Below are 26,517 nucleotides of genomic sequence, written 5' to 3'. Positions count from 1 at the left end.
CGCCCTCTGGCGGCGGCGAAGGCCATGGACAAAGATCAGCCCTGATTGGACACCCGGACACCGGACACCCCACACCCGGAGACGGGACACCCGGCAGCCGCGGAGGGCGGACACGCGTGTACCACACCTGGATGCGCTACTTCACGCCCGGACCGGTCCACCACCGGCTCGGCCTCGTCTGCCTCGGCGTCGGCCTCCAGCACGGCGCCCTCCCCACCGTCGGCCCCCGCACCCTCGACCACCACGTCGCCGTCGTCATCAGCGCGGGCACCGGCTGGTACCGCACCCCCGACCACCGCCTGACCACCATCACCGCCCCCGCCCTCATCCAGCTCCTCCCCGGCGTCCCCCACCACTACGGCGCCTCCCCCGGACCCGGCTGGGACGAAAGCTTCGTCGACTTCACCGGCCCCGCCGTCACCGCCTACACCGAACTCGGCTACATCGACCCCGACCGCCCCGTCCTCCCCCTCACCGACACCACCGCCGCCCGCGCCGCCGTCACCCGCATCGCCCGCGCCGCCCGCCGAGGCAACCCCCACCTCGAAGTCGAGACCTCCGCCGCCGTCCACGAACTCCTCGTCGCCCTGCGCCGCTCCCGCGCCGACACCACCGGCGACACCGACCCCCTCCTCCACGCCCTCGCCCGCGACGCCTTCCTCCCCCTGACCGTCGCCCAGCACGCCGCCCGCCACGGCATGACCCCCGCCGAACTGCGCACCGCCGTCCGCCGCGGCGCCGGATGCAGCCCCAAGGACTACCTCCTCGGCATCCGCCTCGGCCGCGCCAAGGAACTCCTCGCCGCCACCGAGCTCCCCGTCGCCGCCGTCGCCCGCCGCGTCGGCTACACCGACCCCGCCTACTTCAGCCGCCTCTTCACCCGAAGGGTGGGCACCGCCCCCGTCCGCTTCCGCGAACGCCAGGGCCGAGCCGTACCGGGCGGCTGGAGCAGCACCGTCCCCGATCCGGAGCACCCACCGGTCATCGGACCACGCCCGTCCGCATAGGGTCGTCACCGTGGAGAAGAACAACAACGTCATCGACGAGTCCGTACGCGCCGAGCTGAGCCGGCTGCGCGACAGCATCGACAACATCGACGCGGCGGTGATCCACATGCTCGCCGAACGGTTCAAGTGCACCCAGCAGGTCGGTCACCTCAAGGCCGAGCACAAGATGCCGCCCGCCGACCCCTCCCGCGAGGCCCGCCAGATCGCCCGGCTGCGCGAGCTCGCCGAGAACGCCAAGCTCGACCCGGCCTTCGCCGAGAAGTTCCTGAACTTCATCATCGCCGAGGTCATCCGCCACCACGAGACCATCGCCCGCGCCTGACCCGAAGGCCCCCTCGGGCCCAGCCGGGCCCCCGGACGCGTGGGGCGGCCCGGCCCCCGGGGACCACAAAAAGCCGCCCCCGGAGACGACAAAAGGCTCCCGCGCCCCTCCAGGGGCACGGGAGCCTCAAGGCCTATGGCTGGCTCCGCCGCCGTCAGCCGCGCGCTTCGCCCGCCGCGTCCGACGCCTTCGCCGTGCGCAGCTCGTCCAGGTAACGGTCGACGACGCCGCTCTGCCGGGCGTAGTCCGCCATCGGCTCGCCGACGATCCGGCCCGCCAGCTCCGTGGCCAGCGCGCCCACCTGCTCGCGCAGCTCGGCCTCGGCCACCGCGCGCTCGGCGTCGATCACCGCGTGACCCGCGGAGATGATCTCCTCGCGCTGACGCTGACCCTCGGCACGCAGCTCCGCGATGATCGCGTTGCCCTGCTCGAGGGACTCCTGGCGCAGCCGGGCGGCCTCGTGACGGGCCTCCGCCAGCAGCTCCTGGTACTCGGCGTGGACCCGCGCCGCCTCGGCGCGCGTCTCCTCCGCCTCGTCCATCCGGCCGTCGGTGGCCTGCTCGCGCTCGACGAGGACCTTGTTGATCCGGGGAAGGATCGCCTTCGCCATCACGGCGAAGACGAGGAAGAACAGCACCAGGCCCAGAACGAGCGGGGCGAGGTCGGGCTTCAGGGGCCCTACGTCGAGAGCGAAAGTCATGGCCATGGTGTGCACATTACCTTGCGGCGCCGCCCCGCCCCGCCCCCGACCCTGCCGAACACCGCCCGAGGCCCCCCGCCCGGCCCCGCCCCCCACACCCCAACTCGCCCCCGCCACAAGGCCAGGGCACCCAATACCCACCATCGGGCGAAACCTCCCGCACCCCGGGTCACGGCACGTGTACAGCCGGTAGCTTGGCCGGTCGGTGCTGCCCGTGCCCGTTTGACACTCGTGGAAGGCCACTCGCCCCGATGACCACCCCCCAGACCCCCGCATCCGCCCCCGACCAACCCCTGGACCTCGTGGGCATCGGCATCGGCCCCTTCAACCTCTCCCTCGCCGCCCTCGCCCATCCCCTCACCGACCTCCGCGTCGCCTTCTACGACCAGAACCCCGCCTTCCACTGGCACCCCGGCCTGCTCATCGACGGCACCACCCTCCAGGTCCCCTACCTCGCCGACCTCGTCACCCTCGCCGACCCCACCAGCCCCTGGTCCTTCCTGAACTACCTCAGGACCCGAGAGCGCCTCTACCCCTTCTACTTCTCCGAGCGCCAGCACATCCACCGCGCCGAATACGACGCCTACTGCCGCTGGGTCAGCCAGAACCTCCCCGGCCTCCACTTCAACCACCACATCGACGCCGTCCGCTGGAACCCCGAACGCGTCCTCTTCGAGATCGACTACACCCAGCTCGACCCCGAAGGCGAAGCCGACGCCCTCGGCCGCGCCTACACCCGCAACCTCGTCCTCGGCGTCGGCACCGCCCCCTACATCCCCGAACCGCTGCGCCCCCTCGCCGAAGCCCCCAACGTCCCCGTCACCCACTCCGCCGACTACCTCGACCACCGCGACAAGATCCTCGACGCCGAACACATCACCGTGATCGGCTCCGGCCAGTCCGGCGCCGAGATCTTCCTCGACCTCCTCCGCCGCCGCCCCGAAGGCCGCGAACGCCTCCACTGGCTCGCCCGCACCCCGGCCTTCGCCCCCATGGAATACAGCAAGCTCGGCCTGGAGCACTTCACCCCCGACTACACCCACTACTTCCGCGCCCTGCCCGAACCCGTCCGCGACCAGGTCCTGCCCCAGCAATGGCAGCTCCACCAGGGCATCGACCGCCACACCATCGCCGACATCCAGGACGAGCTCTACCGCCGCAGCCTCCACGGCGGCTGGCCCGACGCCGTCCTCACCCCCGGAGTCTTCGTCCGCACCGCCGGCCGCGTCGGCACCACCCGCGTCGAACTCCACCTCGAACACACCCAGCAGGGCAGCCGCTCCCGCCTCACCACCGACGCCGTCGTCCTCGCCACCGGCTACCGCGAACGCCGCGTCGACACCCTCCTCGCCGCCCTCGACCCCTACATCCGCCGCGACTCCAACGGCCGCGCCCGCGTCGACGAACACCACCGGCTCGTCCTCGACCCCTCCGTCAAGGGCGCCATCCACGTCCAGAACGCCGAAACCCACACCCACGGCGTCGGCGCCCCCGACCTCGGCCTCGCCGCCTGGCGCAGCGCCGTCATCCTCAACGCCCTCATCGGCCGCACGGCATACCCCCTGCCCCACCGCACCGCCTTCACCACCTTCGGCCTGGAGCCGCGGACCCAGCCACGGCCCCAGCACGCCGTCGGCGGCACCGGTTCAGGCGCCACCGGCCCAGGCGCCACCGGTTCAGGCGGTACCGGCTCAGAAAACCGGCACACCATCCCGCGTCAGCTTCCAGTCCACTGACGCGAACGCCCCCACATCAATGGAACCCTTGGCCTTCACCCAGCCGATGATCGTGTTACGGATCTCCTCGGAATTCGCCCACAGCTGCTTCGACCGCGCGACATGCGGGAAATTCCCACCACCACTCGCCCGGTAATTGTTCACCGCCAGCACGAACTCCGCCGCGTCATCGATCGGCTTCCCCCGGAACGACAGATTCACAATCCGCGAACCCGGCTCCTTCGCGATGTCGATCTCATACGAGAGACCACTCACCACGTCATAGTTGTAATCCGGAATCGACTCGGCGTTCGTCAGCTTCGCCGGGTCGACCGGAGCACCGGGAGCCGTCCGCACGTAATAGCGCGCCGAGAACTCCAGATACGCCCGCAACTGCGCACCGGTCAACAGCCGGGCCTCCAGCGTGTTCTCGAACGGATACAGCCCCGCCACCTCGCGAATCGTCACCTTCCCCGCCGGCACCGACGCCGTCCGCGAGAAACACGACGCCTGCGACAGAACGGGGAGCGAGGCATAGGTAGTGCCCGCCAGAGCCGCCTTCACCGTCTCCGCCTGCACATGATTGATGAAATCGATGATCGGCGTGTCCTTGTACGCCGCCTCCGCCGCGCTCATCACCGCCGACGACGTACCGATCACCTGATTCACATACGCCACGACCTTCCGGTGCTCCTTGACCAGAAGACCCGTGATCCGGCGGTCCTCCGCCACGGTGTTGGAATTCAGCACCTTCGCCGAAACCGACTCCACCTGCCAGCGGCCCCGCTCCCACACCAGACCGAAGTCGAACAACGTCAACCGCTGCCCCCACTTCAGCGGCTCCGAAAGCACCACCTGCTTACCGGACTCCTTGTTCGTCACCCGGTACTCGGGAATCTCCGTGTGCGCGTGCCCCACCAGAATCGCGTCGATACCCGGCACCCGCTCCGCCACCAGCGCCGCGGCGTTCTCCACATACGGCAACTGATCACCGTACGACGACGTACCACTCGAACCCGAATGCGCCGCCACGATCACCACGTCCGCACCCATGGACCGCAGCTTCGGCACCCACTTCGCCGCCTGCTCCTCCAGCCCCGGGAACACCATCTTCCCCTGCACATTCGCCTTGTCCCAGATCGCGATCCCCGGATTGGTCAGACCCAGAATCGCCACCCGCACATCACGACCGTGCGGAGTGCACACCCGCTTGATCACATACGGACGGAACGCCGGCCGCAGCGACTTGGCGTCCAGCGCGTTCGCCGCCAGCAGCGGAAAATCACACTGCTCCTCGAACTTCCGCAGCGTCGGAATACCGTAATTGAACTCATGGTTGCCGACCGCCGCCGCGTCGTACCCGATCGCGTTCATCGCCCGCGCCATCGGATGCACCGGGCCACCCGCACCCGTGATCGGATCCACCTTGGCGTAGTAGTACGACAACTGGGTGCCCTGAATCGTGTCACCCGCGTCGATCAGCAGAGTGTTCCGCCGACCCTTCTCGGCCCGCACCTGCCCCACCAGCGTCGAAATCTTGGCAAGACCGACGTCATTGTGCGCCTTGTCGTCGAACTCGGCATCCGTGAAGTAATCCCAGTTGAAGACATTGCCGTGCAGGTCGGTCGTCCCCATCACGGTCAACGCGTACCGCTTCTTCCGGCGAGCACCCCCGTCCCCGGCGAGCCCCTCCGCCGCGGCCGGCACGGCCCCCACGGCCCCCGCCAACGCCACACCGGCGCCCGTCACGGCCGTACGCTCCAGGAAATTCCTACGGTTGAGCGGCATATGTTCTGTTCTCCCCATTCATATCCAGAACCAACGCGCGTAGATTCTGACCCACCCCCCACGCCCACCAACACCCTCAACCCCCTGCGATCCCCATCACCACGCGCCATCCCTCCCCACCCCCACCCCCGCCTGAGACGCTGACCCCATGACCGACCTCCCCTACGGAACCCCCGACGCCCCCCGCGTCGCCGTCCGAGGCGAAGCCCGCCTCGAAGTCGACCCCGAGATCGCCGGCATCGGCATCACCGTCAACGCCCGCGGCACCGACCGCCGCAACGCCCTCCAGGACCTCACCCGCCGCAACAACCAGGTCCTCGACCTCCTCAAGTCCTACGGCGACGGCGTCGAGAAGACCGAGACCGGAACCTTCAGCATCACCCCCCAGCTCACCGACAAGGGCCGCCACGAACGCGTCCGCGCCTACCACGGCCACGTCCGCATCACCGCCACCCTCGCCGACTTCACCGCCCTCGGCGAACTCGCCACCCGCCTCGCCGAACTCGACCTCACCAGCGTCGACGGCCCCTGGTGGAGCCTCCGCCCCGACTCGCCCGCCCACGGCGAAGCCCGCCGGCAAGCCGTCCGCGAAGCCGTCCAGCGCGCCCGCGAATACGCCGCCGCCCTCGGCGCCGAACTCGCCGCCGTCGTCGAGATCGCCGACATCGGCGCCGAGAACACCGTCCCGGCCATGCCCGTCGCCCCCGGCGGCATGATGCGCTCGGCCGGCTACGGCGGAGCACCCACCCCGCCGCCCGCGCTCGACCTCCAACCCCAGCGCCAGACCGTCTACGCCAGCGTCAACGCCCGCTTTACGATGACCCGCCCGACGCTCTGAGGGGTGTGCCGGCGGTGCATGGCGGTGCATGGGGGTGCTCATCAGAGCACCCCCATGCACGTTTCACAAGGTGTCAACAAGCTTTTACCGAAAGGTCGTTGGCCAGTTGCGGAGGGCCAATTCTCTACCCACCGGTAGGTCATAAGGTCGTGCCATGCGCCGAGCGAAAATCGTCTGCACCCTTGGGCCCGCCACCGACTCGTACGAGCAGATCAAGGCACTCGTGGAAGCCGGCATGGACGTAGCCCGCTTCAACCTGAGCCACGGCACGTACGCCGACCACGAAGCGCGCTACCAGCGGGTACGCAAGGCAGCGGAGGAAACCGGCCGCAACGTCGCCGTACTCGCCGACCTTCAAGGCCCGAAGATCCGCCTGGGCCGATTCCGCGAAGGCCCCGTACTCCTTGAACGCGGCGACGAATTCACCATCACCGTCGAAGACGTCGAAGGCGACCGCCACCAGTGCGGCACCACCTACAGCGGCCTCGCCTCCGACGTCGCCAAGGGCGAACGCATCCTCGTCGACGACGGACGCGTCACCCTCGAAGTCGTCCAGGTCACCGGCCCCCGCGTCAAGACCCTCGTCCTCGAAGGCGGCATGGTCTCCGACCACAAGGGCCTCAACCTCCCCGGCGTCGCCGTCTCCGTCCCCGCCCTCTCCGAAAAGGACGTCGACGACCTCCGCTGGGCCATCAGGACCGGCGCCGACATCATCGCCCTCTCCTTCGTCCGCAGCGCGAGCGACATCGAGGACGCCCACCGCGTCATGGCCGAGGAAGGCCGCCACCTCCCCGTCATCGCCAAGATCGAAAAGCCCCAGGCCGTCGACAACCTCGACGGCATCGTCGCCGCCTTCGACGGCATCATGGTCGCCCGCGGCGACCTCGGCGTCGAAATGCCCCTGGAATCCGTCCCCATCGTCCAGAAGCGCGCCATCAAACTCGCCAAGCGCAACGCCAAGCCGGTCATCGTCGCCACGCAGATGCTCGACTCGATGATCGAGGCCTCCCGCCCCACGCGCGCCGAGGCCTCCGACGTCGCCAACGCCGTCATCGACGGCACGGACGCGGTGATGCTCAGCGGCGAGACGAGCGTCGGGAAGTACCCCGTCGAGACGGTCCGCACGATGGGGCGCATCGTCATCGCGGCGGAGGAGGACATCCTGGCGAAGGGCCTCCCACCACTGACCGAGCGCAGCAAGCCCCGGACGCAAGGCGGCGCCGTCGCCCGCGCGGCGGCCGAAATGGGCGACTTCCTCGGCGCGACGTTCCTTGTGGCCTTCACTCAATCCGGTGATACGGCTCGCCGGCTTTCGCGCTACCGCTCGCCGATTCCGCTCCTGGCGTTCACGCCGGAACCGGCGACTCGGGCGATGCTCAACCTGACGTGGGGCGTGGAGACGTTCCTCGGCCCGGTGGTCGAGACGACGGACGAGATGGTCGACCAGGTGGACGAGTACCTGCTGAGGATCGGGCGCTGCCGCCAGGGCGACATGGTCATCATCACGGCGGGCTCCCCGCCGGGCATGGCGGGGACCACGAACCTGGTGCGGGTGCACCACATCGGGGAGGACGACGCGCCGAAGGAGTAGGGGTCAGTATTTCGGGCCTATGTGGGCGTCCATGAGGGCGACGGAGTCTTTGCGGGCGACGGAGACGTTGAAGGGGTCGCTGCCACGCGCCAGCACGGTCCACTCGACGCCGACCTGCGTGAGAGTGTCGCAGTACAACTGACGGATGTCGTCGGACTTGTTGGCGAACACGTACCTCGGGTACTCGTAGCGTTTGGGCACCCCGCCCACGATGCGTGTGGTCCAGTTGGTGATGCGGCAGCCGTCGGAGTGGATGAGCCCGCGCAGGAACTCCCACGGGTGAGTGTCCACGATGCTCTGCTGCCAGGCCTCCAGCTCGATCCGTCGTTCATGCTTCTTGCCGGGGCCGTGCTGGGGGAACATGCACCACAGGTGTTTCGAGTAGACCTTCACGTTGTGGCAGCCGATCCTTCGGACTCGGCACACCGAGTTGTCGGGGAAGACGGCTTCCATCGCCGTATGGCACGCGTCCATCAGCCCCGGCCACGTGTCACCGCAGGTGATCATCAAGCTGGGTACTCGGTGCTGCGAGTACTGGACGATGTGCCCGTCGCCCAGATACAGCCCCAGAAGGTATGAGTAGGCGGCTTCGTCGAGATCGCGGCCGTCGCATCGTGGGCAACTGGATCTGTGGGGGCCTGGGCAGTCCCCGCGTCTGGATCGGTCCACGTGGAGCCAGTAGCTGACCGTGCCCGGCGGGACGCCGAGTCGTCTTGCGACTTCCGCATTGGTGACGCCGGAGGCGATGAGATCGAGTGCTCTCTGGCGCGTCGCGGCGCCGTGAAACTTCATGCCCTCACTGTGCGTGACAGGAGCTTCGCTGTGTGGCGATTCTGTGAAGGTTCACGCGATGGTGAAAGTCCGCTTTGCGGACCTATGGTGCCCGGTGTGGGATTCGAACCCACATGCCCAAAGGGCACGAGTGTTTGAGACTCGCGTGTCTGACCAGTTCCACCAACCGGGCGGGTTGCTCGGACACAATACCGCGTGCGCGGGGGAAGCCGCTGCTAGGTAGGCTCGTAGAGCAGCACCTGCCCGTACCAAGGAGACCCGTGACCGCCGCCGAGCCCACGCCGCCCGTCGACGACGAGCCGCAGCACACCCCTCCGCACGTCACCCGTGTCGTGATCGCCGAGGACGAGGCCCTGATCCGTCTCGACCTCAAGGAGATGCTCGAGGAAGAGGGCTACTCCGTCGTCGGTGAGGCGGGCGACGGTGAGACCGCCGTGGCGCTGGCCCGCGAGCACAAGCCGGATCTGGTGATCCTCGATGTGAAGATGCCCGTCCTCGACGGGATCTCCGCCGCCGAGCGGATCGCGTCCGAGTCGATCGCCCCCGTGCTGATGCTCACCGCCTTCTCGCAGCGCGACCTCGTGGAGCGGGCCCGGGACGCCGGGGCCATGGCCTACCTCGTGAAGCCGTTCAGCAAGAGCGACGTCGTGCCCGCCATCGAGATGGCGGTCTCCCGCTTCACCGAGATGAAGGCGCTGGAGCAGGAGGTCGCCGACCTCGCGCAGCGGCTGGAGACGCGGAAGCTGGTGGACCGGGCGAAGAGCATTCTGCAGACGCAGTACGGGCTGACCGAGCCCGCCGCGTTCCGGTGGATCCAGAAGACGTCGATGGACCGCCGGCTGTCCATGCAGCAGGTGGCCGAGGCGGTCATCGAGGACGCCCGGGAGAAGAAGGCGGCCAAGGAGCAGTAGGCCTCAATGCCCATGCGGAAGGGCCCGTGTCCGGTAGACCGGACGCGGGCCCTTCCGCATGCCTGCGCGCGATCAGTCCTCGCCCAGGTACGCCTTGCGCACCGACTCGTCGTGGAGCAGCTCGGCCCCCGTCCCGGAGAGGACGATGCGGCCGGTTTCCATGACGTGCCCCCGGTCGGCGAGACCCAGCGCGGCCTGGGCGTTCTGTTCGACGAGGAGGATCGTCGTACCGCTCGCCTTGAGCTCGGCGATGGTGTCCATGATCTTCTGCATCACGATCGGGGAGAGGCCCATGGAGGGCTCGTCGAGCATGAGGAGCTTGGGGCGGGACATCAGGGCGCGTCCCATCGCCAGCATCTGTTGTTCGCCGCCGGAGAGGGTGCCGGCCGCTTGGCGGGCGCGTTCGCCGAGGATCGGGAAGAGCTCGTAGACATGCCGGATGTCGTGGGCGATGCCGTCGCCGTCCTTGCGGAGGAACGCTCCGAGCTGGAGGTTCTCGGCGATGGTGAGGCGGGGGAAGATGTGGCGGCCTTCGGGGGAGTGGGCGAGGCCGAGGGCGACGACGCGGTGGGCGGGGATGCCGTGGAGGGGGCGGCCGTCGAAGCGGATGGTGCCGGAGCGGGGGGTGAGGAGGCCGGAGAGGGTGCGGAGGGTGGTGGTCTTGCCGGCTCCGTTGGTGCCGATGAGGGTGACGATCTGGCCGGTGTCGACGGTGAACGAGATGCCTTTGACGGCTTCGATCTTGCCGTAGGCGACGTGGAGGTCCTCGACTTCGAGGAGGGCGGTCATCGGTCGGTCTCCTCTGCGGCGTGGGCTTCGGCCGCCTGTACTTCCGCGGCTTCGGCCTCGCCCGGTGCGCCGTCGAAGGGGGTGCCGAGGTAGGCGGCGATGACGCGTTCGTCGCGTTGGACGGTTTCCGGTGTGCCTTCGACGAGTTTCTCGCCTTGTACCAGCACGGCCACGTGGTCGCAGAGGTTGAAGATGAAGCGCATGTCGTGCTCGATGACGAGGACGGCGGTGCCCTGGTCGCGGATGGCGAGGACGAGTCCTTCGGTGTCGCGGGTCTCCTGGGGGTTCATTCCGGCGGTGGGTTCGTCGAGGAGGAGCAGGCCGGGGTCGCTGGCGAGGGCGCGGGCTATTTCGAGTCTGCGTTGTTCGCCGTAGGGGAGGTTGCGGGCGAGGTGGTCGCGTTTGGCGGCGAGTCCGGTGAATGCGAGGAGTTCCGTGGCGCGGTCCTCGGAGGCCTTTTCGGCGCGGCGGAAGGCGGGGCCGCGGAGGAGGGCGGAGAGGAGGCCTTCTTTGGTGCGGGTGTGGCGGCCGACGAGGACGTTTTCGAGGACGGTCATATTGGCGAAGAGGCGGATGTTCTGGAAGGTGCGGGCGATGCCGGCCTGGGTGACGAGGTGGGGTTTGGGCGGGAGGACGGTGTCGCGGAAGGTGACGGTGCCTTCGGTGGGGGTGTAGAGGCCGGTGAGGCAGTTGAAGAAGGTGGTTTTTCCGGCGCCGTTGGGGCCGATGAGCCCGACGATCTGACCTTCTCGGACGGTGAGGTCGACGGCTCGTACGGCGGTGAGTCCGCCGAAGCGCATGGTGACGCCGGTGGCGGTGAGCACGGGGGCCGTGGTGGCGGTCGTGGTCGTCATGGTGGTTATGCCTCCGCCTTGGTGAGCCGTATGCCGTTGCCGTCGGCGCCCGGGCCCGGGTCGGTCGAGGCTTCGTGGAACTCCAGCTGCCGGCGGCGGTTGGGGATGATTCCTTCGGGCCGGAAGCGCATGAGGAGGATGAGGGCGAGGCCGAAGGCGAGGAGTTGGTAGTCCTGGAGGAACTGGAGTTTGGCGGGGATGAGGTAGAGCAGCGCGGCGCCGAGGAGGGGGCCGGTGATGGTGCCCATGCCGCCGAGGATGACGGCGGCCAGCAGGAACGCGGAGTTGGGCGGTACGGGTCCGGCGAAGACGTATTGCTCGGGGACGACCGTGTAGGCGACGTGGGCCTGCACGGTGCCGGCGAGTCCGGCGAGGGTGGCGCCGAGGGCGAAGGCGATGAGTTTGAGGCGGAAGCCGTTGATGCCCATGGCGGTGGCGGCGGTTTCGTCCTCGCGGATGGCGACCCAGGCGCGGCCGATGCGGGAGTTTCCGGCGCGGCTGAAGACGAGGACGACGAGGGCGGTGAAGAAGAGCATCAGGAGGTAGTAGTTGGCGAAGGGGGTGAGGGTGAGGCTGCCGAGGGAGTGTTTGGTGCCGAAGTCGTAGCCGAGGATGACGAGGTCGGGGATGTTGGGGATGCCGTTGGGGCCGTTGGTGAGTGAGGGGCCGGATTCTCCGTTGAGGTTGCCGACGGTGATGCGGAAGATCTCGCCGAAGCCGAGGGTGACGATGGCGAGGTAGTCGCCGCGGAGCCGGAGGGTGGGGGCGCCGATGACGACGCCGAAGACGAGTGAGGCGGCGGCGCCGGTGAGGACGGCGGCCCAGAAGGGGAAGTGGATGTGGAGGGTGGAGGCGGTGGAGCCGGAGACGAGGGCGGCGGTGTAGGCGCCGACGCCGAGGAATGCCACGTAGCCGAGGTCGAGGAGGCCGGCGAGGCCGACGACGACGTTCAGGCCGAGGGCGACGGTGGCGAAGATGAGGATGTTGACGATGATGAGGGTGTATTCGTCGGTGTCCTGGGTGAGGGGGAAGAGGACGGCGGTGACGAGGGCCGCGGTGAGGGTGACGCGGCGGTGCCGGTGGGTGAGGGTGGTGAGCCGGGCGCCCAGTCCGCCGGCGAAGAGGGCGGCGGTGGTGAAGCCGGTGAGCAGGAGGAAGCCGGTGAAGAGTTCGCCGTAGGCGGTGCCGATGCCGTAGGTGAGGACGCGGAGGGCGAGTCCGAACACGGCGGCGATGACGGCGATTTCGGCCCATGCGGGGAGGGCGCGGGCCGGCGGTAGGGGGCGTGCGGGGGTGTGGGGGAGGGCGAGGGCGCCGGTGAGGGTGGTGAGGGCGGCTGCTCCGGCGAGGTAGCCGCCGGGTTCGAGGTTGACGAGTCCGCCGAGGCGGGCGGCGATGGCGATGAGGGTGTACCAGGTGGTGGCCAGGGTGCCGGCGGCCAGGAGGAGGGTGGCGGTGTGGCGGCCGGAGGGGTTGAGCCAGCGGAGGCCGGGGAGGCCGGTTGGGGCGGCAGTGGCGAGGACTTGGGTCAGGGTGAGCGCCGCGCCGGTGAGGGTGAGGATCTGGAGGCCGCCGGGGTAGCCGGTGACGGTGAGGTTGCCGGGGAAGGCGCGGGTCCAGGTCCAGGGGAGGAAGGTGGAGAGGAGGGTGAGGAGGGCCCCGCAGGCCGTGAGGATCTGGGCGGTGGTGGCGGGCAGCGGGATGAGGGGAAGACCGAGCCGGGGGACGGCGCGGTGGCCGGTGCCGGTGCCGGCGTCGATCCGGTGGTGTTGTGGGGTCATGGTTCTCACGCCCGATCCGCGACGCGTTCGCCGAGCAGTCCTTGTGGCCGCACGAGGAGGACGACGATGAGCAGGACGAAGGCCCAGACGTCCTTCCAGCCTCCGCCGCCGAGTTGCTGCATTCCGGGGATGTGCTGGATGTAGGTGGTGGAGGCGGTCTCGGCGATGCCGAGGACGACGCCGCCGAGCATGGCGCCGTAGATGTTGCCGATGCCGCCGAGGACGGCGGCGGTGAAGGCCTTGAGGCCGAGGATGAAGCCCATCTCGAAGTTGATCTGTCCGGCGCGGAGTCCTTGGGCGACGGCGGCGACGGCCGCGAAGGCGCCGCCGATGGCGAAGGCGAGGACGATGATCCGGTCGGTGTCGATGCCCATGAGCCGGGCGGTGTCGGGGTCCTGGGCGGTGGCCTGCATGGCGCGTCCGGTGCGGCTCTTGGCGACGAAGAGGCCGAGGGCGAGCATGCACAGGGGTGCGGCGACGAGGACGAAGACGTCGTCGCGCTGGAGGTGGACATTGCCGGTGAGTTCGAAGGCGTCGCCGTGGAACTGCGGGAAGCTGCGGGATTTCTTGGCGTCGGGGTAGAAGGCCCAGACGAGTTGCTGGAGGGCGATGGACAGGCCGATCGCGGTGATGAGGGGGGCGAGGCGGGGGGCGTCGCGGAGGGGGCGGTAGGCGAAGCGTTCGGCGGCGGTGGCGACGGCGACGGAGGTGAGGGCGCCGCCGAGGAGCATGAGGGGGAGGGCGGCGGTGAGGGGGACGGTGTCGGGGAGCCAGAGCCGGACGGTGAGGGCGCCGAAGCCTCCGATCATGACGATCTCGCCGTGGGCGAAGTTGATGAGCTGGACGATGCCGTAGACCATCGTGTAGCCGATGGCGATGAGGCCGTAGAGCGTTCCGAGGGCGAGTCCGCTGACCAGTGTCTGCGGCAGTTCGTGCACCGCGTGCCTCCCCGTGGGGTGTGTGGGCGGTGCCGCGCGAGGGGTGCGCGGGTGCGGGTGCCTTCGCGCGGGTGGCCCGGTCAGTCCTGGAAGGTGGCGCTCTTGAGGGATTTCCAGGTCTCGCCTACGACCTGGTAGACGGTGAGCTGTTTGTTGGTGGTGTCGCCGTACTGGTCGAAGGAGACCTTTCCGGTGACGCCGTCGAAGGAGACCTTGGCCATGGCGTCCCGGACTTTGTCGCGGGCGTCGGCGGGGAGTTTGCCGTTGTTGTCCTCGACGGTTTTCTTGACGGCCTGGACGATGGCCCAGGCGGCGTCGTAGGAGTATCCGCCGTAGGTGGCGTAGGCGTCCTTGTAGCCGGCGTCCTTGTAGCCCTGGACGAATTTCTTGGCGGAGTCGAGTTCTTCGACGGGGTAGCCGACGGAGGTGGCGAGGTCGCCGTCGTTGGGTTCGCCGGAGGCGGTGATGAAGCCGGGGTTGTAGATGCCGTCGCCGCCCATGAGGGGGATGCGGGCGCCGGCCTTCTTGACCTGGTCGGAGAGGAGGCCGGCTTCGGGGAACTGGCCGCCGAAGTAGACGGCGTCGGCTCCGGAGTTCTTGATCTTGTTGGCGATGCCGGAGAAGTCGGTCTCCTTGACGGTGAGGTGGTCGGTGCCGGCGATCTCGCCGCCGAGGCGTTTGAATTCCTCGGCGAAGATGGTGGCGAGGCCGACTCCGTAGGTCTGTTTGTCGTCGACGACGAAGGCCTTTTTCTTCTTGGCTTCCTTGTAGAGGTGCTGGGCGGCGAAGCGGCCCTGGATGATGTCGGTGGTGGCGGTGCGGAAGTAGGTCTTGAAGGGACGGTTCTTCTCGCCCTTGGCCCAGTTGTCGCCCTGGGTGAGGGCGGGGTTGGTGTTGGCGGGGGAGACCAGGGTGAGGCCGGCTTTCTCGAAGACGCCCTGCATGGACTGGGCGACGCCGGAGTTCATGGGGCCGACGACGCCGAGGACGTCCTTGTCGGCGGCGAGTTTGGCGGCGTTCTGCTGTCCGGTGCCGGGGACGGCCTGGTCGTCGAGGGCGGTGGTCCGGAAGGTGACGCCCTTGACCTCGTTGTTCTTGTTGGCGGTGCGTACGGCGAGGTCGACGGAGTTCTTGATGCCCTGCCCGAAGGGGGAGAGCGAGCCGGTCAGCGGGGCGTCGACGCCGATGGTCACGGTGGTCTTCGCGCCGCCGTCGCCGGAGCCGTTGTCCTTGCCGTCGCCGGCGTCGCGTGATCCGCAGGCGGTGAGGGCGAGGGCTCCGGTGGTGAGCGCGGCGGTGAGGATGGTGAGGGAGCGGTGGCGCACGCTGGGTCCTTTCCCTGGCGCGGTGGCCTCTGGAGAGGTGCCGTGTCACTCGCCGGGCGGCTTGGGGCGCGGGGTGGGAAGGTGCTGTGCGGGATGGCTGCGGTGTGCTGGACGAACGGCCCGGCGGTCACGATGTGCCGCGACTGTAGGGGGTGGGCGCGGGGATCGGGCAGAGGTGACGACGAGGCTGTGACTTTCTTGTTATGACGGAGATCACACTCCGCTTTTCGGTCGTCGTCGGGTGTCCGGGTGCGCGACGGCCGGCCGCGGGGTTCCGCGGCCGGCCGTCGTCAAGGGTGGGGTGCGTCTCTCGGCGGGCGGTCAGCCGGCCGTCTGCTCGCGGATGACGCAGGTGAGGCGGGCGGAGCAGACGCGGCGGTCCTGCTCGTCGGTGATGGCGATCTCGTAGGTGGCGGAGGTGCGGCCGCGGTGGACGGGGGTGGCGACGCCGGTGACGAGGCCGGAGCGGACGCCGCGGTGGTGGGTGCAGTTGAGGTCGACGCCGACGGCGATCCGGGCGGGTCCGCCGTGGAGCATGGCGCCCACCGAACCCAGGGTCTCGGCGAGGACGGCGGAGGCGCCGCCGTGCAGCAGGCCGTAGGGCTGGGTGTTGCCCTCGACGGGCATGGTGCCGACGACGCGTTCGGGGGAGGCCTCGACGACGGTGACGCTCATCCGCTCGCCCAGGTGGCCGGCGGAGAACAGGGCGTTGAGGTCGAGCCCGCTGTCGGCCCACTGGTCGAGGATGTCCTGCGGGAACGTGGTCTTGCTGTGCTCGCCCATGTGCTGCGGCTCCGATCGCCCGTGGTCATTGTGTTGTGAACGTTTTTTCAGCCGGACCGTCCTGTCGTCAACTGCCGTTAACGCCCGTGGACGCGGCCGCCGGTTCGAGCCGGATGACGACGGACTTGCTGGCGGGCGTGTTGCTGGTGTCGGCGGTGTGGTCGAGCGGGACGAGCACGTTCGTCTCGGGGTAGTAGGCGGCCGCGCAGCCGCGCGTGGTGGGGTAGTGGACGACGCGGAAGCCGGGCGCGCGGCGTTCGGTGCCGTCGGTCCACTCGCTGACGAGGTCGGCGTACGCCCCGTCGTCGAGGCCGTGCTCGCGGGCGTCGTCGGGGTGGAGGAGGACGACGCGGCGGCCGTTCTTGATGCCGCGGTAGCGGTCGTCGAGGCCGTAGATGGTGGTGTTGTACTGGTCGTGCGAGCGCAGGGTCTGCAGCAGCAGCCGTCCTTCGGGCACCCGCGGGTACTCGACGGGGGTGGCGCTGAAGTTGGCCTTGCCGGTCGCGGTGGGGAAGCGGCGGGCGTCGCGGGGGGCGTGGGGGAGGGTGAAGCCGCCGGGGCGGGCGACGCGGGCGTTGAAGTCCTCGAAGCCGGGGATGACGCGGGCGATGCGGTCGCGGATCGTCGCGTAGTCGCGTTCGAAGTCTTCCCAGGGCGTGGGGCTGGCCTCGCCGAGGGTGCGGCGGGCCAGGCGGCAGACGATGGCGGGCTCGGAGAGGAGCTGGGGGCTCGCGGGTTCGAGGCGGCCGCGGGAGGCGTGGACCATGCCCATGGAGTCCTCGACGGTGACGAACTGGTCGCCGGTGTGCTGGCGGTCGCGTTCGGTGCGGCCGAGGGTGGGGAGGATCAGGGCGCGGGCGCCGGTGATCACGTGGGAGCGGTTGAGCTTGGTGGAGACGTGCACGGTGAGCCGGGCGCGCCGGACGGCGGCTTCCGTGACGTCGGTGTCGGGTGTGGCGGCGACGAAGTTGCCGCCCATGGCGAAGAAGACCTTGGCCTGTCCGTCGCGCAGGGCGCGGATGGCGCGGACGACGTCGAGGCCGTGTTCGCGCGGCGGGGTGAAGCCGAATTCCTTCTCGAGGGCGTCGAGGAAGGCGGGGGCGGGGCGTTCGAAGATGCCCATGGTGCGGTCGCCCTGGACGTTGCTGTGGCCGCGGACGGGGCAGACGCCGGCGCCGGGGCGGCCGATGTTGCCGCGCAGGAGGAGGAAGTTGACGACTTCCTTGATGGTGGGGACGGCGTGCTTGTGCTGGGTGAGGCCCATGGCCCAGCAGACGATGACGCGCCGGGAGTCCAGGACCATGCGCAGGGCGGTTTCGATCTCCTCGCGGCGCAGACCGGTGGCGCGGAGGGTCTCGTCCCAGTCGGCGGTGCGGGCGGCGTGGGCGAATTCCTCGAAGCCGTGGGTGTGCTCGTCGACGAAGGCGGTGTCGACGGCGCCTTCGGTCTCCAGGATCAGGCGGTTGAGGAGGCGGAAGAGGGCCTGGTCGCCGCCGAGGCGGATCTGGAGGAAGAGGTCGGTGAGGGCGGTGCCGCCGGCGGCGAGGCCGCGGGCGTTCTGGGGGTTCTTGAAGCGTTCCAGGCCCGCTTCGGGGAGCGGGTTGACGGTGATGATCCGGGTGCCGCCGCGCTTGGCCTTCTCCAGGGCGCTGAGCATGCGGGGGTGGTTGGTGCCGGGGTTCTGGCCGGCGACGATGATCAGGTCGGCCTTGTAAAGGTCGTCCAGCAGGACGCTGCCCTTGCCGATGCCGATGGTCTCGGTGAGGGCGGAGCCGGAGGACTCGTGGCACATGTTGGAGCAGTCCGGCAGGTTGTTGGTGCCGAACTCGCGGGCGAAGAGCTGGTAGAGGAAGGCGGCTTCGTTGCTGGTGCGGCCGGAGGTGTAGAAGACGGCTTCGTCGGGGGTGGCGAGGGCCTGGAGTTCCTCGGCGACGATGTCGAAGGCGCGTTCCCAGGTGACGGGTTCGTAGGTGGTGGCGCCCTCGGCGAGGTACATGGGGTGGGTGAGGCGGCCCTGCTGGCCGAGCCAGTAGCCGCTGCGCTCGGCGAGGTCGGCGACGGGGTGGGCGGCGAAGAAGGCCGGGGTGACGCGGCGGAGGGTGGCTTCCTCGGCGACGGCCTTGGCGCCGTTCTCGCAGAATTCGGCGGCGTGGCGCTTGTCGGGCTCGGGCCAGGCGCAGCCGGGGCAGTCGAAGCCGTTCTTCTGGTTGACCTTGAGGAGGGTCAGGGCGGTGCGGCGGACGCCCATCTGCTCGTGGGCCATGCGCAGCGAGTGGGCGATGGCGGGAAGCCCGGCGGCGGCGTGCTGCGGGGCGGTGACGCTGGGTGCGTCCTGTACGGGGTCGCCGGTGGGCGGCTTGCCTGCCATCTCGCTCTCCCTTGAGCGGTCGGTGGATCTTGGGACGTGCGTACGGGCCGATCCTGTCACGGGGCCGGGACGGTGGCGGTGGTGAGGGTGACCGGTGTGCGGGGCGGTCGGGATTGTCAGTGGGGCGTGGCAGGATCGGGGGCGTGGCATCCAAGGCATCGAATACCCCGACCGAAGCGAACGACCCGACCGGCGACGCCGGGGGAGGCCGTCCCCGTCTGCTGTTGATGGACGGGCACTCCATGGCGTACCGGGCGTTCTTCGCGCTGCCCGCCGAGAACTTCACGACGTCTGCCGGTCAGACGACGAACGCGGTGTACGGCTTCGCGTCGATGCTGGCCAATACGCTGCGTGATGAGCGGCCCACGCATTTCGCGGTGGCGTTCGACGTGTCGCGGAAGACGTGGCGCTCGGAGGAGTTCCCCGAGTACAAGGCGACGCGTTCGGCGACGCCGGACGAGTTCAAGGGTCAGGTGAAGCTGATCGGTGAGCTGCTGGACGCGATGAACGTGCGGCGTTTCGCCGTGGACGGCTTCGAGGCCGACGACGTCATCGCCACGCTGGCGACGGAGGCGGAGGCCGAGGGCTTCGAGGTCTCGATCGTCACGGGCGACCGCGATTCCTTCCAGCTGATCACCGACGCGGTCACGGTGCTGTACCCGACGAAGGGCGTCTCGGAGCTGACGCGCTTCACTCCGGAGAAGGTCCAGGAGAAGTACGGGCTGTCCCCGTCGCAGTATCCGGACTTCGCGGCGCTGCGCGGCGACCCGTCGGACAATCTGCCGGGCATCCCGGGTGTCGGTGAGAAGACGGCCGCGAAGTGGATCAACCAGTTCGGTTCGTTCGCGGAGCTCGTCGAGCGGGTGGACGAGGTCAAGGGCAAGGCCGGGCAGAATCTGCGCGACCATCTGGAGGCGGTCAAGCTCAACCGCCGGCTGACCGAGATGGTGCGGGACGTGGCGCTGTCCACGCATCCGGACGATCTGGAGCGCCGGGCCTACGACCGGAACGCTCTGGTGGCGTTCCTGGAGGGCCTGGAGATCCGTAACCAGGGTCTGCGGGACCGGCTGCTGGCGGCCGACCCGGGCGCCGACGCGGCCGAGGAGCCGGCTCCGGAGGCGGGCGCCGAGGTCGACGGCGTGGTGCTGGGCACGGGTGCCCTGGCCCCGTGGCTGGCCGAGCACGGTGCGGGCCCGCTGGGTGTGGCGATCACGGATTCGTGGGCGAAGGGCAGTGGCCGGGTCGCGGAGATCGCGCTGGCGACGGGCGAGGGCCCGGCCGCGTGGTTCGACCCGGCGGAGCTGGACGAGGCCGACGAGCGGGCGTTCGCCGAGTGGTGCGCGGATCCGGCGCGTCCGAAGGTGATGCACGACGCGAAGGCCGTGATGCGGGTCTTCGCCGATCACGGCTGGTCGGTCGAGGGCGTGACGATGGACACGGCGCTGGCCGCGTACCTGGTCAAGCCGGGGCGCCGGTCGTTCGCGCTGGACGCGCTGTCGGTGGAGTACCTGGGGCGCGAGCTGGCGACGGCCGCGGCCGGTGACGGCCAGCTGGCCTTCGGGGCCGACGAGCAGGCCGAGGCGGACGCGCTGATGGGCCGGGCCCGTACCGTTCTGGATCTGGGCGGCGCGTTCGCCGGGCGGGTCGAGGAGGTGGGCGCGGCGCGGCTGCTGGCCGATGTGGAGCTGCCGACGAGTGCCGTGCTGTCCGCCTGTGAGCGGGCGGGCATCGCCGCAGACCGGGGCTGGCTGGAGCGCATGGAGCAGCAGTTCGCCGCGGCCGTGCAGCAGGCGGTGGAGTCGGCGCATCTGGCGGCGGGCCGCGAGTTCAACCTGGGCTCGCCCAAGCAGCTGCAGGAGGTCCTCTTCGGTGAGCTGGGCCTGCCGAAGACGAAGAAGACCAAGACGGGCTTCACCACGGACGCGGACGCGCTGGCCTGGCTCGCCGCGCAGACGGACAACGAGCTGCCGGTGATCATGCTGCGGCACCGTGAGCAGTCCAAGCTGCGGTCCACGGTCGAGGGCCTGATCAAGGCGATCGCCGCCGACGGCCGGATCCACACCACGTTCAACCAGACCGTGGCGGCCACGGGCCGGCTGTCCTCCACCGACCCCAACCTCCAGAACATCCCGGTGCGGACGGACGAGGGCCGGGCCATCCGCCGGGGCTTCGTGGTCGGCGAGGGCTTCGAGTCGCTGATGACCGCCGACTACAGCCAGATCGAGCTGCGGGTGATGGCCCACCTCTCGGAGGACGAGGGCCTGATCGAGGCGTTCACCTCCGGTGAGGACCTCCACACGACGGTCGCCTCCCAGGTGTTCGGCGTCGCCAAGAGCGAGGTCGATCCCGAGATGCGCCGGAAGATCAAGGCGATGTCGTACGGCCTGGCGTACGGGCTGTCGGCGTTCGGGCTCTCGCAGCAGCTGAACATCATGCCGGACGAGGCGCGTCGTCTGATGGACACGTTCTTCGAGCGGTTCGGCGGTGTGCGCGACTACCTCCAGCGCGTCGTGGAGGAGGCCCGTGCCACGGGCTACACCGAGACGATGCTGGGCCGGCGCCGGTACCTGCCGGATCTCAACAGCGACAACCGGCAGCGGCGCGAGATGGCCGAGCGGATGGCGCTGAACGCCCCGATCCAGGGCACGGCCGCCGATATCGTCAAGATCGCGATGCTGCGGGTGGCCGAGGCCCTGGCGGCGGAGAAGCTCACCTCCCGGATGCTGCTCCAGGTGCACGACGAAATCGTGCTGGAGATCGCGCCGGGGGAGCGGGAGAAGGTCGAGGAGCTGGTCCGTCGTGAGATGGCCGGCGCCGTCGAGCTGCGCGCCCCGCTGGACGTGTCGGTGGGCGTCGGCGGGGACTGGGAGTCCGCCGCGCACTGACGCCCGCGCGTACGGCGTTGTTCTCTTCCGCGCCGGGCGTTGCTACCGTGCCCCCTCACCTGACGTCTCGTCAGGTGAGGGGAATCCGCCGGGAGGCTCCGCATGCGCGCACTGGCCGCCGCGGCCATCGGACTGGCCGCGGCCCTCGCCCTCGTCCTCGCCGTCACGGCCGTCGGCCCGCCCCGGGGCGAGACCTCCCCCGAGCCCCTGCTCACCTCCGCCCCCGCCCGCCCCTAGCGGAGCGGCCGCCATGCGCCGACGGGCGAGCCTCGTACTGCTGGCCTTCGCGGTCTTCTGCGCCGCGCTGTCACCCCTGCTGCGCTGGTACGCCTTCCCCCGCCTCGCCAAGGTCCCGGCCGGCCAGTACCGGACCGTCGTCATGGAGGCCGAGAACGCCACCCTCATCGACTACGGCACCCTCAAGCCCCGCACCGTCCCCCGCCTCACCGTGGTCCAGACCCTCAAGGGCAACGTCGAGAAGGCCCGGGAGGTCGGCGCCGAGACCGGCCGCGACGTCGTCGTCTGGGACACCCTCTCCTACGCCGCCGGCCCCGACGGCGCCATGGTCTCCATGATCCCCGAGCGGTACGTCTTCGACGCCCACAGCCAGGAACCCGTCCACGCGGGCGGCGAACACGTCGACGGCACCCCGGTGCGCCGCGACGGCATCGAGTTCAAATGGCCGTTCCTCGTCGAGAAACGCGACTACCGCTACTTCGACCTGATGACCCGCACCTCCGCGCCCATCCACTACAAGGGCACCCGCGTCTTCCACGGCCTGGACGTCTACTACTTCGAGCAGACGATCCCCTGGACGAAGGTGCCCCTGCCCAGGAAGCTGCCGCTCGGCATCAGCCCCGACACCGTCCGCCGGCTCGGCCTGGAACGCTGGTACACCACCCGGCGCATGTTCTGGATCGACCCCGTCACCGGCGCCCCCGTCAACGGCGAGGAGATCCACAGCGAGGAGATGCGCTGGACCGGCGACCCCGGCAAGGAACCGATCCCCGCCTTCTCCGGCCATGTGAAGATGCGCCCCGACTACGTCGACTCGACCGTCGCCCTCGTGGCCTCCCAACGGCAGCTGGTCCTCCTGCTCACCAGCTACCTCCCCTGGGGTCTCCTCGCCCTCGGCGGCGTCCTGCTCGCGCTCTCCCTCGCCCTGGAGGCCCGAGATCGGCGTGCGGTCGCGGCGGACCGGGCACACGATGGAGGGAAACCCGAACGGGTGACCCCGGAAGGGGTCGCCTGAGCAGAGGAGGCCCGCCGTGAAGGATTCCCCGGAGGACGCGTCCACCCCGTCCCGCCCCAGCCGGCTCTACACCGGCGGCGAGCGGCCCTTCGATCCCGAGGACCTCGTCATGGCCTCCGGCCACGACGTGACCCCCGAACGCGTCGAGGCGGCCAGGCGCCACATAGAGGAAAAGGGAGCCGCCGCCCTGGAGCGGTACCTCCCCTGACGACGGAGCCGGCGGACGGGACGCACCACGAAGCGGACGGGACGCACCACGCACGGCCACCCGCGAGGCGACGCGCTGGCGCCTAGCGCCTGGCGTTGGCGCGCCGCGTCGCGGTGGCCGTGGCCGGGTCCTCCGGCCAGGGGTGCCGCGGATACCGGCCGCGCAGCTCGGCCCGTACGGACCGGTAGCCGTCCCGCCAGAACGACGCCAGATCCGCGGTGACCGCCGCCGGACGCCCCGCCGGGGACAGCAGATGGACGAGCACGGGCACCCGCCCTCCCGCGACCCGGGGCGTCTCGTGCAGCCCGAAGAGCTCCTGGAGCTTGACCGCCAGCACGGGCTGCTCACCGCCGTAGTCCACCCGGATCCGTGAGCCGCTCGGCACCTCGATGCGCTCCGGCGCCAGCTCGGCCAGCCGCACGGCGTCACCGCTCGCCCACGGCAGCAGCCGCTCCAGCGCCGACCCCGCGTCCAGCCGCTCCAGGTCCGCGCGCCTGCGGGCCCGGTCCAGCTCCACGCCCAGCCATTCGTCCGCCCGCGCCAGCAGCGCCTCGTCGGACACGTCCGGCCACGGCTCGCCCAGCTCACGGCGGAGGAACGCCAGCCGCTGCCGCAGCGCCGCCGCCTCCGCGCCCCACCGCAGCAGCCCCAGGCCCTCGCGGCGCAGCCCCTCCAGCAGCGCCGCCCGCACCAGCCCCCGGTCCGGCGCGCCCAGCACGCTCGCGGTCAGCTCCACCGCGCCCAGCCGGGCCACGCGGCGCGCCACGACGTCGCGCCGCTCCTCCGACCAGCGCACCTCCTCGCCCTCGTCGAGCAGCGACCCGGCGGCGGCCCGCGCCGTCTCCTCGTCGATCACCGCGCCCAGCCGCACCCGCGCCGACGCGGCGGCGACGGGCCGGTCCGCGACGGCCACCGCGAGCCAGGGCGCGGTGCGCAGCCGGGACCCCTCACCCAGCTCGGCGCCGGTGCCGGACACCATCAGGTACGAGGCCCCGCCGCGCAGCCGCGCCACCCGCTCGGGGAACGCGAGCGCGGCGATCAGGCCGGCGACGGCGTCGTCGCTGTCCACACGGGACGCGGCCGCGGCGGGCTCCCCGGAGACGCCCCGCAGCGCGCTCTCCAGCCTGCGCGCCTCCACGCGCCAGCGGGCGCCGTAGGCGTCGTTCCCGCGCCGGGCGGAGCGCCACGCCGACGCCAGATCGTCCCCGTACTCCCTCGGCGGTTCCTCGCTCAGCAGTGCCACGACCTCCGCCGCCCGGCGTGCGCCGACCTCGCGCGCGCCGTCCAGCAGGGCGCGTGCGAGCCGGGGGTGCACACCCAGGCGCGCCATGCGCCGGCCCCGGTCGGTGGGCCGCCCGTCGGCGTCCACCGCGCCCGTGGCCGCCAGCACCGACCGCGCGGCCGCCAGGGCGCCGGCCGGCGGGGCGTCGAGCAGCGCGAGGCCGCTCGCGTCGGGATCGCCCCAGCAGGCGGCCTGCAGGGCGAACGCCGTCAGGTCCGCCACCGTGATCTCCGCCGCCGGGAACGCGGGCAGCCGCGTCTCGTCCGCCTCCGTCCAGCAGCGGTACACCGCCCCCGGGGCCTCGCGCCCCGCGCGGCCCGCCCGCTGGCGGCCGGACGCGCGGGACGCCCGTACGGTCGTCAGCGCGCTCAGCCCCCGGGCGTGGTCCGTGCGCGGCTCCCGGGCCAGCCCGGCGTCCACGACGACCCGTACGCCCGGCACGGTCAGGCTCGACTCGGCCACCGAGGTCGCCAGCACCACGCGCCGCGTCCCGGTGCCACCGGCCAGCACCGCGTCCTGCACGGCGGCCGGGGCCCGCCCGTGCACCTGGAGCACCTCGGCCCCGCCGGGCGCCCCGCCCAGCAGCCCCGCCACCCGGCCGATCTCGCCCACGCCCGGGAGGAAGCAGAGCACGTCGCCCTCCCGCTCGCGCAGCGCCCGCCGCACCACGGCGGCCACGTGCTCCAGCAGCACCGGATCCACGCGCATGCCGTGCGGCGGCCGTATCGCGCGCTCCGGCGGCGCCCACACCACCTCCACGGGGTGCGACACGCCCGCCGCCTCCACCACCGGCGCGCCGCCCAGCAGCCGCGCCCAGCCCTCGGCGTCCGTCGTCGCCGACGCCGCCACCAGCCGCAGCTCCGGGCGCAGCGCGGCCCGGACGTCCAGGAGGAAGGCGGCGGCGGTGTCGGCGTCCAGATGGCGTTCGTGGCACTCGTCGAGCACGACGACGTCGACACCGGCGAGCTCGGGGTCGCGCTGGAGGCGCTGGAGCAGGACACCGGTGGTGACGACCTCCACCACGGTCGAGGGCCCGGCCCGGCGCTCGCCGCGCACGGTGAAGCCGACCTTCCCGCCGACCTCCTCGCCCAGCAGCCACGCCATCCGCCGCGCGGCGGCGCGCGCGGCGATCCGGCGGGGCTCGGCGACCAGGACGCGGCGCACGGGCCCGGAGCCGGTCAGCCCCGCCAGCGCGAGCGGTACGAGCGTCGTCTTCCCGGTCCCGGGCGGCGCGCACAGCACGGCCGCACCGTGCCCGTCCAGCGCCTCCCCGAGCGCGGGGAGCACGGACCGCACGGGCAGCTGAGCAAGAGCGTCATCACGGATCACGCCCCAAGTCTCACCCACCTACCGAGACGCCCTGTAAGGGGCGCGAGGAACTGCGCGACAAGCCACAGACGGCCGGCAGCCGACAACCCGCCGTCCCCGGAAGCCGCCCGCAGGGTCAGTCGTCCCGCTCACACACGAAGATCGCCGTCCCCGGGATCACATGCCCCCGCAGCGGGGACCAGCCACCCCACTCCTGCTGGTTCCACGCGGGCCACTCCGGCTCGACCAGGTCGACCAGCCGGAAGCCCGCGGCCACGACATCCCGCACCCGGTCCCCGACCGTCCGGTGGTGCTCCACGTACACCGCCCGGCCCGTCTCGTCCTGCTCCACGTACGGCGTGCGGTCGAAGTAGGACGCGGCGACGGACAGCCCCTCGGGCCCGGGCTCGTCCGGGAACGCCCAGCGGATGGGGTGGGTCACCGAGAACACCCAGCGGCCCCCCGGCCGCAGCACCCGCCGCACCTCGCGCATCAGCCGCACCGGGTCGGCGACGAACGGCACCGCGCCGTACGCGGAGCAGGCCAGGTCGAAGGAGCCGTCCGCGAAGGGCAGGGCGCAGGCGTCGGCCTCCACGAGGGGGAAGTCCGCGCCGATCCGCAGGGCGTGCTGGAGCTGCCGGTGGGAGAGGTCGAGGGCGACCGGGCGGGCGCCCCGCGCGGCCAGCCAGCGCGAGCACTGGGCGGCGCCGGCGCCGATCTCCAGGACGTCGCGGCCCCTGAGCGATTGCGCCGGGCCCAGCAGGGCGGCCTCCGCCTCGTCGAGGCCCTCCGGCCCCCAGACGAAGCGGTCGTCGCCGAGGAAGCCGCCGTGCTCGTTCTGGTACTCGTCGGCGTTCCGGTCCCACCAGCCGCGACTGGCCCGGCTGCTCTCGGCCTCGCCGGTCTCACGGCGGGTGGCCTCGGGCTCGTATTCTTGGATCATCTGATCATCCCGGCGGTCGCGCCTGGGCCGTGTGCCGGCCGGCGGTGGGGTGGTCGGTCGGTGGTGCGCGGCGGGCTCGGAGGCGGGTCGACGCGGCACGGGGACCCGATCTTCGCAGGTTCCCTTCCGGAGCGTGA

At 70.9% G+C, this 26,517-nt stretch carries 22 protein-coding genes and 1 tRNA gene; 10 read left to right on the top strand and 13 right to left on the bottom strand.

The annotated features are described in order from the left end of the window. Window positions 1-116 precede the first annotated feature (116 nt). A complete protein-coding gene (locus IE096_RS24070) occupies window positions 117-1,007 on the top strand; it encodes a helix-turn-helix domain-containing protein (RefSeq protein WP_189455086.1) in 891 nt (296 codons plus the stop codon). Window positions 1,008-1,017: 10 nt separating this feature from the next. Continuing rightward, window positions 1,018-1,329, top strand: a complete 312-nt coding sequence (locus IE096_RS24065; RefSeq protein WP_126913669.1) for a chorismate mutase — start codon at window positions 1,018-1,020, stop codon at window positions 1,327-1,329. A gap of 154 nt (window positions 1,330-1,483) precedes the next feature. Here IE096_RS24065 and IE096_RS24060 read toward each other — a convergent pair whose 3' ends face one another. Beyond that, a complete protein-coding gene (locus IE096_RS24060) occupies window positions 1,484-2,035 on the bottom strand; it encodes a F0F1 ATP synthase subunit B (RefSeq protein WP_189455084.1) in 552 nt (183 codons plus the stop codon). Between the two features lie 245 nt (window positions 2,036-2,280). Here IE096_RS24060 and IE096_RS24055 point away from each other — a divergent pair, with 245 nt between their 5' ends. After that, window positions 2,281-3,765 (top strand): lysine N(6)-hydroxylase/L-ornithine N(5)-oxygenase family protein, encoded by a 1,485-nt coding sequence (locus IE096_RS24055; protein ID WP_189455082.1) that lies wholly within the window; start codon window positions 2,281-2,283, stop codon window positions 3,763-3,765. Here IE096_RS24055 and IE096_RS24050 read toward each other — a convergent pair. Further along, window positions 3,721-5,532, bottom strand: coding sequence for a bifunctional metallophosphatase/5'-nucleotidase (locus IE096_RS24050; RefSeq protein ID WP_189455080.1), 1,812 nt, complete (start codon window positions 5,530-5,532; stop codon window positions 3,721-3,723). The two genes, IE096_RS24055 and IE096_RS24050, sit on opposite strands and share 45 nt — an antisense overlap. Window positions 5,533-5,680: 148 nt before the next feature. On the opposite strand from IE096_RS24050, the gene IE096_RS24045 reads away from it, so the two are divergent. Continuing rightward, entirely contained in the window at window positions 5,681-6,370 is a 690-nt protein-coding gene (locus IE096_RS24045) for an SIMPL domain-containing protein (protein ID WP_189455078.1), read from the top strand. Between the two features lie 154 nt (window positions 6,371-6,524). After that, window positions 6,525-7,961 (top strand): pyruvate kinase, encoded by a 1,437-nt coding sequence (gene pyk / locus IE096_RS24040; protein ID WP_189455076.1) that lies wholly within the window; start codon window positions 6,525-6,527, stop codon window positions 7,959-7,961. 3 nt (window positions 7,962-7,964) lie between these two features. Here the strand turns inward: pyk and IE096_RS24035 are convergent, their stop codons facing one another. Next, window positions 7,965-8,753: a helix-turn-helix domain-containing protein gene (locus IE096_RS24035; protein WP_189455074.1), complete on the bottom strand. Its 789-nt coding sequence runs from the start codon at window positions 8,751-8,753 to the stop codon at window positions 7,965-7,967. A gap of 85 nt (window positions 8,754-8,838) precedes the next feature. Further along, window positions 8,839-8,925: transfer RNA gene (locus IE096_RS24030), tRNA-Leu, on the bottom strand. 88 nt (window positions 8,926-9,013) lie between these two features. On the opposite strand from IE096_RS24030, the gene IE096_RS24025 reads away from it, so the two are divergent. After that, the gene (locus tag IE096_RS24025) at window positions 9,014-9,664 is read left to right on the top strand and encodes an ANTAR domain-containing response regulator (RefSeq protein WP_126913662.1); all 651 of its coding nucleotides are present in this window, start codon (window positions 9,014-9,016) and stop codon (window positions 9,662-9,664) included. Window positions 9,665-9,736: 72 nt separating this feature from the next. Here the strand turns inward: IE096_RS24025 and IE096_RS24020 are convergent, their stop codons facing one another. From IE096_RS24020 to IE096_RS23990, 7 genes are all read right to left on the bottom strand, one after another. Beyond that, a complete protein-coding gene (locus IE096_RS24020) occupies window positions 9,737-10,453 on the bottom strand; it encodes an ABC transporter ATP-binding protein (protein WP_189455072.1) in 717 nt (238 codons plus the stop codon). After that, a complete protein-coding gene (locus IE096_RS24015; RefSeq protein WP_189455070.1) occupies window positions 10,450-11,307 on the bottom strand; it encodes an ABC transporter ATP-binding protein in 858 nt (285 codons plus the stop codon). The genes IE096_RS24020 and IE096_RS24015 overlap by 4 nt, the downstream gene beginning before the upstream one ends. A gap of 5 nt (window positions 11,308-11,312) precedes the next feature. Then, window positions 11,313-13,088: a branched-chain amino acid ABC transporter permease gene (locus IE096_RS24010; RefSeq protein ID WP_189455356.1), complete on the bottom strand. Its 1,776-nt coding sequence runs from the start codon at window positions 13,086-13,088 to the stop codon at window positions 11,313-11,315. 5 nt (window positions 13,089-13,093) lie between these two features. Then, complete coding sequence (locus tag IE096_RS24005; protein WP_189455068.1) at window positions 13,094-14,026, bottom strand: branched-chain amino acid ABC transporter permease; 933 nt, start codon at window positions 14,024-14,026, stop codon at window positions 13,094-13,096. An 80-nt stretch (window positions 14,027-14,106) separates the two neighbouring features. Further along, a complete protein-coding gene (locus tag IE096_RS24000; protein WP_189455066.1) occupies window positions 14,107-15,351 on the bottom strand; it encodes a branched-chain amino acid ABC transporter substrate-binding protein in 1,245 nt (414 codons plus the stop codon). A gap of 321 nt (window positions 15,352-15,672) precedes the next feature. Continuing rightward, the gene (locus tag IE096_RS23995; RefSeq protein WP_189455064.1) at window positions 15,673-16,134 is read right to left on the bottom strand and encodes a PaaI family thioesterase; all 462 of its coding nucleotides are present in this window, start codon (window positions 16,132-16,134) and stop codon (window positions 15,673-15,675) included. Between the two features lie 67 nt (window positions 16,135-16,201). Beyond that, window positions 16,202-18,502, bottom strand: a complete 2,301-nt coding sequence (locus tag IE096_RS23990) for an FdhF/YdeP family oxidoreductase (RefSeq protein WP_189455062.1) — start codon at window positions 18,500-18,502, stop codon at window positions 16,202-16,204. 227 nt (window positions 18,503-18,729) lie between these two features. On the opposite strand from IE096_RS23990, the gene polA reads away from it, so the two are divergent. From polA to IE096_RS23970, 4 genes are all read left to right on the top strand, one after another. After that, complete coding sequence (gene polA / locus IE096_RS23985) at window positions 18,730-21,387, top strand: DNA polymerase I (protein ID WP_189455354.1); 2,658 nt, start codon at window positions 18,730-18,732, stop codon at window positions 21,385-21,387. A 102-nt stretch (window positions 21,388-21,489) separates the two neighbouring features. Next, the gene (locus tag IE096_RS23980) at window positions 21,490-21,624 is read left to right on the top strand and encodes an SPW_0924 family protein (RefSeq protein WP_189455060.1); all 135 of its coding nucleotides are present in this window, start codon (window positions 21,490-21,492) and stop codon (window positions 21,622-21,624) included. A 13-nt stretch (window positions 21,625-21,637) separates the two neighbouring features. After that, window positions 21,638-22,639, top strand: a complete 1,002-nt coding sequence (gene pgfA, locus IE096_RS23975; protein WP_189455058.1) for a cell envelope lipid trafficking protein PgfA — start codon at window positions 21,638-21,640, stop codon at window positions 22,637-22,639. Window positions 22,640-22,655: 16 nt separating this feature from the next. Beyond that, window positions 22,656-22,847: a hypothetical protein gene (locus tag IE096_RS23970; protein WP_126913652.1), complete on the top strand. Its 192-nt coding sequence runs from the start codon at window positions 22,656-22,658 to the stop codon at window positions 22,845-22,847. 82 nt (window positions 22,848-22,929) lie between these two features. On the opposite strand, the gene hrpB is transcribed toward IE096_RS23970, so the two are convergent. Together hrpB and IE096_RS23960 are read right to left on the bottom strand one after the other, a co-directional pair. Then, complete coding sequence (hrpB, locus tag IE096_RS23965; RefSeq protein WP_189455056.1) at window positions 22,930-25,458, bottom strand: ATP-dependent helicase HrpB; 2,529 nt, start codon at window positions 25,456-25,458, stop codon at window positions 22,930-22,932. A 115-nt stretch (window positions 25,459-25,573) separates the two neighbouring features. Then, a complete protein-coding gene (locus IE096_RS23960) occupies window positions 25,574-26,380 on the bottom strand; it encodes a class I SAM-dependent methyltransferase (protein WP_189455054.1) in 807 nt (268 codons plus the stop codon). Window positions 26,381-26,517 lie beyond the last annotated feature (137 nt).

This window comes from Streptomyces abikoensis, from assembly GCF_014648775.1.
In the GTDB taxonomy this organism is placed as follows: Bacteria; Actinomycetota; Actinomycetes; order Streptomycetales; family Streptomycetaceae; genus Streptomyces; species Streptomyces abikoensis.
Note: the sequence above shows the minus strand (reverse complement) of the source record. Positions and strands in the feature narration are given on the sequence as shown.